This window comes from Vibrio sp. A2-1, from assembly GCF_021728355.1.
GTDB lineage: Bacteria > Pseudomonadota > Gammaproteobacteria > Enterobacterales > Vibrionaceae > Vibrio > Vibrio splendidus_K.
Genome location: NZ_JAKKCO010000003.1, coordinates 689,777 through 696,443, shown reverse-complemented (window position 1 = coordinate 696,443; position 6,667 = coordinate 689,777). Strand labels below are relative to the sequence as shown.

Annotated in this window: 5 protein-coding genes, 1 riboswitch and 1 other annotated feature; of the genes, 4 read left to right on the top strand and 1 reads right to left on the bottom strand. The window is 43.5% G+C overall.

Annotation, left to right across the window (positions count from 1 at the left end; translation table 11 throughout):
* Nucleotides 1-264: 264 nt before the first annotated feature.
* Entirely contained in the window at nucleotides 265-675 is a 411-nt protein-coding gene (locus L3V33_RS14480; protein ID WP_004734569.1) for an H-NS family nucleoid-associated regulatory protein, read from the bottom strand.
* 364 nt (nucleotides 676-1,039) lie between these two features.
* Nucleotides 1,040-1,217, top strand: a riboswitch (Lysine riboswitch).
* Between the two features lie 112 nt (nucleotides 1,218-1,329).
* On the opposite strand from L3V33_RS14480, the gene L3V33_RS14475 reads away from it, so the two are divergent.
* The 4 genes from L3V33_RS14475 (at nucleotide 1,330) to hisC (ending at nucleotide 6,566) form a co-directional block, all read left to right on the top strand.
* Complete coding sequence (locus L3V33_RS14475) at nucleotides 1,330-2,922, top strand: Na+/H+ antiporter NhaC family protein (RefSeq protein ID WP_102557357.1); 1,593 nt, start codon at nucleotides 1,330-1,332, stop codon at nucleotides 2,920-2,922.
* Nucleotides 2,923-3,111: 189 nt separating this feature from the next.
* Nucleotides 3,112-3,247 (top strand) — a sequence feature (His leader region).
* 53 nt (nucleotides 3,248-3,300) lie between these two features.
* Nucleotides 3,301-4,197: an ATP phosphoribosyltransferase gene (hisG, locus tag L3V33_RS14470; RefSeq protein WP_029224816.1), complete on the top strand. Its 897-nt coding sequence runs from the start codon at nucleotides 3,301-3,303 to the stop codon at nucleotides 4,195-4,197.
* Nucleotides 4,197-5,516: a histidinol dehydrogenase gene (hisD, locus tag L3V33_RS14465; protein ID WP_017094422.1), complete on the top strand. Its 1,320-nt coding sequence runs from the start codon at nucleotides 4,197-4,199 to the stop codon at nucleotides 5,514-5,516. Before hisG ends, hisD begins: the two co-directional genes overlap by 1 nt.
* A 9-nt stretch (nucleotides 5,517-5,525) precedes the next feature.
* Complete coding sequence (gene hisC, locus L3V33_RS14460; protein ID WP_171314751.1) at nucleotides 5,526-6,566, top strand: histidinol-phosphate transaminase; 1,041 nt, start codon at nucleotides 5,526-5,528, stop codon at nucleotides 6,564-6,566.
* Nucleotides 6,567-6,667: the final 101 nt, after the last annotated feature.

Below are 6,667 nucleotides of genomic sequence, written 5' to 3'. Positions count from 1 at the left end.
TCAACTTGGCTTACGACTGCCAATTTAAAGGCAAGAGAATAATCTCGTTGAGTACGTCTACTTGTTGTTTTCATGACACTCTCCAATTTCATGTTGGAAATGTGTCAACCATATTTAGGACGGTACAGAAATATAAAAAAAGGCTCCGAAAGGAGCCTTTTTTGTTTCTGAATATATTGAAGCCGTAAATAATACTTTAGTCGACTTAATATTAATTCTATTGCTTAGTGTTTTATTGATTATTCACTTAGCAGACACGATGCCTTAAAGAGCAAACTCTTCTAGAGATTTACCAGCATCTAGTTGTTCTTGGATAGCTGAAGGCGTACGGCCTTGACCTGTCCAAGTTTTCTCGTCGCCGTTTGCGTCTACGTATTTGTATTTCGCTGGACGAGGAGCACGTTTAGCTTTAGTTGTTTTAGATTTTGCTTCACCAGAAAGTGCAGCAATAAGATCTGCAACATCAATTCCGTCTTTTGCAATTTGTTCAGCAATAGCAGAAAGCTTAGCTTCTTGCTCTGCTTTAGCAGCGCGTTCTTCAGCTTCAGACTCTTGACGCTCTTGTACAACAATAGTCAGCTTGTCTAGCGCTTCTTCAAGTTGCTCAAGAGTTAATTCACGTGAGAACGCACGAAGGCTGCGGATATTTAATAGTGTTTTTGTTAATTCAGACATGATATTTCCCATCAAGGTAAACTAAATAATCCTCCTAATAATAAACAGTGCCTAGGAATAAAACAAATAGTATTTCTTGTATTGGTTATTTAAATATAAAAGTGAGATGAATAGTTGAAAAAGAAACGACTCACTTTTGATGAATTTATAATAATTATTAAGATTATCTTAAAAATCGATATGTGACTGGTGGAGTAATTGCTATATGTAGACTATTTTTTTATTGATTAGTTCATTAACAAAAAGACATTTTTGTCGGAATGATATGTTGCATTGTTGCTCTTGATGGGTACAATTGCGGCTACCTGATGCGATGCTTTGGTTAATTTGTTGTTAAACTCTGGTTTACACAGTTAATAATGTTATCGCACGTAGAGGCGCAATTATAAAAAGTAGTTTTCGTTGGGGTGATGCCAATGAACGGGAATGAAAGGTGTAATTGCCGAAGTAAATTGTATATCTAAACAATTTGCTGGGGTTGTGCTCAATAGGTACAACACTGCCATAGTCTTAATTTTAAACTATGGAGCGCTACTGTAGGGTTGGGTGAAGTGTTCACTTCCCTTTCGCTTAGTTCAACATGAGCTTGATAAACCGTATCAAGTTTGTCTGCAGTAGATCTCTAGCCAAATAAAAAACTGGTTTTTGAAGATCATGAATTTAATAGATTTTGCAACATCGCCTTTATCGCTGCTTCCTCCTTTGGTTGCATTGACTCTAGCTATTGTTACCCGCCGTGTATTGGTTTCCTTGGGTGTTGGTATCGTTATGGGTGCGATTCTACTTGCTGACTACTCAGTAGGTAACGCAGCTAGTTACGTGTTCACTAAAGCATCTGGTGTTTTCATCGAAGATGGTGGCATTAACACTTGGAACATGAGCATCATCGCATTCCTAATTATTCTCGGAATGACAACGGCATTACTCACACTATCTGGTGGTACTCGCGCATTCGCTGAGTGGGCACAGTCTCGTGTGAAGAGCAAACGTGGTTCAAAACTACTTGCTGCCTTCTTAGGCGTATTCATCTTTGTCGATGATTACTTCAACAGCTTAGCGGTAGGTGCTATCTCTCGTCCTGTAACAGACCGCTTCTACGTATCTCGCGCTAAGCTAGCTTATATTCTAGATTCTACCGCTGCTCCAATGTGTGTGATTATGCCGGCTTCTAGTTGGGGCGCTTACATCATCACTATTATTGGTGGCATCTTAGTGACACACGGTGTGACTGAGTATTCTGCACTGGGTGCTTACGTTCGTCTTATCCCAATGAACTTCTACGCTGTGTTCGCACTATTAATGGTGTTTGCTGTTGCGTGGTTTGGTTTAGATGTTGGTAAAATGCGCGAGCATGAGATTGAAGCCTCTCAAGGCCGTGGCTTTGAAGGCGACAACGATCAAAAGCAAGCTCACGATCTAAACGAAGAGCTAGACATTCAAGAGAGCGAAAACGGTTCTGTCTCTGATCTTGTTATGCCAATCGTATCGCTAATCGTAGCAACAGTTGCTGCTATGCTTTACACAGGCGGCCAAGCGCTGACTGCTGACGGTCAAGCATTTAACCTGCTTGGTGCGTTCGAAAATACAGATGTAGGTAAGTCTCTTGTTTACGGTGGCGTTCTAGGTCTGCTTGTTGCGCTAGCGACAGTGTTTAAGCAAAAGCTACCAATGTCTGATATCGCAAGAACAATGTGGATCGGTGCTAGCTCTATGTTTGGCGCTATCCTGATTCTTGTGTTCGCTTGGACTATCGGTTCTGTCATCGGTGACATGAAAACAGGTTCGTACCTATCATCTCTAGCAACTGGCAACATTGATTACCACTGGCTACCCGTTATTTTGTTCCTTCTTGCTGGCCTAATGGCGTTCTCGACAGGTACATCATGGGGTACGTTCGGTATCATGCTACCTATCGCGGGTGACATGGCTGCAGCCTCTGACATCGCGCTAATTCTGCCTATGTTAAGTGCGGTTCTTGCTGGTTCTGTATTTGGTGACCACTGTTCTCCAATCTCAGACACAACAATTCTGTCTTCTACCGGTGCTCGTTGTAACCACATTGACCACGTGTCGACTCAGCTTCCTTATGCGCTGTCTGTGGCGTTCGTATCGTGTATCGGCTTCATCACTCTAGGTATGACATCATCAACTGGCATCGCATTCGGGGCAGCGTCTCTAACGTTTGTGGCAGTATGTTTTGCATTGGCTTATTTCTCACGTTGTAAAATGTCGACGTGCAAAAGCTAATCATCACTTGATTGAATAATGAAAAGGGAGGCGTTTGCCTCCCTTTTTTTGTGCTCGTTAATTTAATTTTAAATTTCGTGAAAAAAGTTCGAATAAATGGTTGAAAAAGGGTGTCAGCTTAGTTAGTGTGGAGACAAGACAGCAAACAACCTAAGAGCCGATAAGTATGCGTAAATTAGTAATGAACATTCATCACCATCATCACCCTATCTAGTCTTTCGGGGAGATTTACGTATACCCGGGAGCAAGAATTCTCCCGGAGGTTAAGTCAAAGAATTTAGATTTAAACCCTCGGGACGACAAAGTCTTCCGAGGGTTTTTTAGTTTTAGCACTTTTAAATAATCAATAAATTCAAATATTTGCACAGGGATACAGCAATGCAGACACAACGCCTAAGAATCGCAATTCAAAAGAAAGGTCGCTTAAGTAAAGAGTGCCAAGATCTACTTAAAAAATGTGGTGTTAAATTTAACATCATGGGTGAGCAGTTAGTTGTTCATTCACTAAATATGCCAATCGACTTGTTACTGGTTCGTGATGATGACATCCCAGGTCTTATCATGGACGGTGTAGTTGACCTAGGTTTCATTGGCGAGAATGAACTAGAAGAAGTTCGCCTAGACCGTATCGCTCTAAACGAGCCATCGCAATTCAGCACTCTACGCCGCTTAGATTTCGGTGGTTGCCGCCTTTCTATCGCTATCAACAAAGATGAAGAATACAACGGCCCACAAGATCTTGCGGGTAAACGTATTGCGACAACCTACCCGCAACTACTTAAAGCCTACATGGACGAGCAGGGTGTTGAGTTCAGCACTTGTATGCTAACAGGTTCGGTTGAAGTTGCTCCTCGTGCAGGTCTAGCTGACGCTATCGCAGATTTGGTTTCTACAGGCGCTACGCTAGAAGCGAACGGCCTGAAAGAAACGGAAGTTATCTTCCAATCTAAAGCAACTCTGATTCAACGCACTGGCGAATTTGATGCAGACAAAATAGCATTGATTGAAAAACTACTGACTCGTATGCAGGGTGTTCAACAAGCGAAAGAGTCTAAGTACATCATGCTTCACGCGCCAACGTCTCAGCTAGAGCAAATCAAAGCGCTATTACCTGGAGCTGAAGATCCTACTGTTCTTCCTCTATCTACAGACAAAGACAAAGTTGCCGTTCACCTAGTAAGTACTGAGAACTTGTTCTGGGAAACTATGGAACAGCTGAAGGAGTTGGGTGCAAGCTCGATTCTAGTATTACCAATCGAAAAAATGATGGGGTAGTGACGATGAGAACCGTTGTTTGGCAATCTTTAAGTGAATCACAGCAAGACTCGGTACTAGAGCGTCCAGCTATTACTGAAGGTGCAAACATCACTGCGACTGTTTCTGATGTTATTGCAAAAGTACGAAATGAAGGCGATGCCGCACTTAAAGAGCTGACTGAAAAGTTCGATCGTGTGACTCCAGAATCCATTCGAGTCAGCTCGACTGAGATTGAAGAGGCATGTGCTCGTTTAACACCAGAAATGAAGCAAGCGTTAGAGCAAGCTTATAGCAATATTGCTAAGTTTCACGAAGCTCAGAAGCCGCAACCAATTAAGGTTGAAACACAACCAGGCGTTGTGTGTGAGCAAGTGACACGCGCGATTAATACTGTTGGCCTTTATATTCCGGGTGGCAGCGCGCCACTTCCGTCAACGGTTCTTATGTTAGGTGTACCTGCTCAAATCGCGGGTTGCCGCAAGGTTGTGCTTTGTTCACCTCCGCCAATCGCGGATGAAATCTTGTATGTCGCTAATCTTTGTAAAATCGATGAGGTTTACAATGTAGGTGGTGGTCAAGCTGTTGCTGCCATGGCTTACGGTACGGAGAGTGTCTCTAAAGTAGATAAAATTTTCGGTCCTGGTAATGCGTACGTAACGGAAGCTAAGCGCCAAGTGAGTAACGACTTCCGTGGTTCTGCGATTGATATGCCGGCAGGCCCATCGGAGGTGATGGTGATTGCGGACGAAACTGCGGATGCTGACTTCATTGCTGCTGATCTACTGAGCCAAGCAGAACATGGCCCAGATTCACAGGTTGTATTAGTAACACCATCGCCAGTGATTGCCGACCAAGTAACCGATGCGGTTCAGAAGCAACTGAAAGAACTGTCTCGTGCGAACATCGCTCAGCAAGCATTGGCTTCAAGCCTAATCATCATTGCTGAATCGATCACTCAAGCGATTGCGATTTCTAACTTCTACGGTCCAGAGCACTTGATTGTTCAGACTAAGAACCCGCGTGAATTACTGCCGTTGCTAGACAATGCAGGTTCAATCTTCCTTGGTGACTGGTCTCCAGAGTCTGCAGGTGACTACGCATCAGGTACAAACCACGTTCTTCCTACTTACGGCTATACCAAAACCTATTCAAGTCTAGGTTTGGCTGATTTCTCTAAGCGCATGACGGTACAAGAGTTAACGGCTGATGGCTTGAAAGGTCTCGCGCCAACGGTAGTCACAATGGCGGAAGCCGAAGGTTTGGATGCGCACAAACGTGCTGTGACTATCCGAGTTGAAAAATTAAATCGATTTGAACAGTTAAATAAAGCGAAATAAGGGTAGGGCATGGAAAAGTTAGCAAGAAAACAAGTTCAGGCTCTTACACCTTACTTGTCTGCAAGACGCATTGGTGGCAGCGGAGATGTGTGGTTAAACGCTAACGAGTCTCCGTTTGATAACGAGTATAACCTAAACTTGTCTCGTCTAAACCGTTACAGCGAATGCCAGCCGAAAGAGTTGATTGATGCTTACGCGCAATATGCAGGTGTAACACCAGAGCAAACGCTGACGACTCGTGGTGCTGATGAAGGCATTGAGTTACTGATTCGTGCTTTCTGTGAGCCAAACGAAGATGCGATTCTTTATTGTCCACCAACTTACGGTATGTACGCAATCAGTGCGGAAACCATTGGTGTTGAGCGTAAGGTTGTGCCTTTAACGGCTGAATGGCAATTGGATCTTCCTGCTATTGAAGCTCAACTAGACAACGTGAAAGTAGTGTTTGTTTGTAGCCCAAACAACCCAACGGGTAACTTGGTTGATCGCAAAGACATCATCAAACTGCTTGAAATGACGCAAGACAAAGCGATTGTGGTGATGGATGAAGCGTATATCGATTTCTGTCCAGAAGCGTCAACCGTTGACTTGCTTGAGCAATACCCGAACCTTGCGATTCTGCGTACCTTGTCGAAAGCTTTTGCTCTGGCGGGTTTACGTTGTGGCTTTACGCTGGCGAACAAAGCGCTTATCGATGTACTGTTGAAAGTGATTGCGCCTTACCCAGTTCCAATTCCAGTTGCTGATATTGCCGTTCAAGCGCTTTCTGAACAAGGGCTTGCGCGAGCGAAGTTCCAAGTTTTGGATTTAAGTGCTAACCGAGCGTATTTGCAAGCTGGTTTGTTGGGTATGCCTCAAGTGACGGTATTTGATGGTTGGGGTAACTACCTGCTGGTTAAATTCCCGAACGGCGATGAGTTGTTTAAAGCGGCATGGGACACGGGCATCATCTTGCGTAATTCGCCAATTGAAAACTGTGTTCGTATTAGTATTGGTAACCGCGAAGAGTGCGAAAAGACACTTGGATTCATTCGTAACTTTTTTCAGTAACGAAAGGCTTACCATTAATAACATTTGTCAGTCTTAGTTGATTAAAAACAGACTGGCAAATGAAACCAATATTTTGGGTTAGCGTTTGATTTTAGCTAGGC

What these genes read in the sequence shown, in the direction of transcription:
- L3V33_RS14480 (WP_004734569.1), bottom strand. Translation starts at nt 675, where the DNA reads ATGTCTGAATTAACAAAAACACTATTAAATATCCGCAGCCTTCGTGCG.
- L3V33_RS14475 (WP_102557357.1), top strand. Translation starts at nt 1,330, where the DNA reads ATGAATTTAATAGATTTTGCAACATCGCCTTTATCGCTGCTTCCTCCT.
- hisG (WP_029224816.1), top strand. Translation starts at nt 3,301, where the DNA reads ATGCAGACACAACGCCTAAGAATCGCAATTCAAAAGAAAGGTCGCTTA.
- hisC (WP_171314751.1), top strand. Translation starts at nt 5,526, where the DNA reads ATGGAAAAGTTAGCAAGAAAACAAGTTCAGGCTCTTACACCTTACTTG.